The sequence below is a fragment of the Campylobacter sp. LMG 17559 genome, from assembly GCF_024723605.1.
In the GTDB taxonomy this organism is placed as follows: domain Bacteria; phylum Campylobacterota; class Campylobacteria; order Campylobacterales; family Campylobacteraceae; genus Campylobacter_D.
The window spans coordinates 1-364 of sequence record NZ_JANQCZ010000063.1 but is presented as its reverse complement, the minus strand read 5'-3'; the positions used below and the strand labels follow the sequence as shown (position 1 = coordinate 364).

At 22.8% G+C, this 364-nt stretch carries 1 pseudogene; it reads right to left on the bottom strand.

What is annotated here, in order from left to right:
• Window positions 1-351 (bottom strand): annotated as a pseudogene (locus tag CAMP5082_RS08320) (hypothetical protein); the annotation flags it as partial.
• Between the last annotated feature and the right edge of the window lie 13 nt (window positions 352-364).

Genomic DNA, 364 nt, shown 5'->3' with positions numbered 1-364 from the left:
AAATAATACATCCTTATTTTTAAGAGCTACCAAATAAGCATTGTCTAAACCTAAAATTTGCATAAATTTAAAATCTTTTTTAAAATTATGCATATAATTTAATAGTTCTTTTTGATTAAGTTTTAATTCTTGATTTAAGTTTTGTTCTACAAAAACTTTTTTGAATTCTTCTTCGTTGCTCCAGAATAATTTAGATATCTCTTTTCTAATTTGATTTTCTTTTTCATAATAATACTTATCCCAAAAGATAAGCTCTAAAGGGCGATAAGCTAAGCTTATAAAGATAACAAAAGCTATAAGTAAACCACAAGGTATATAAAATCTTTTAAGTTTATAAAAAGGTTTTTTCATTTATATTCCTTGG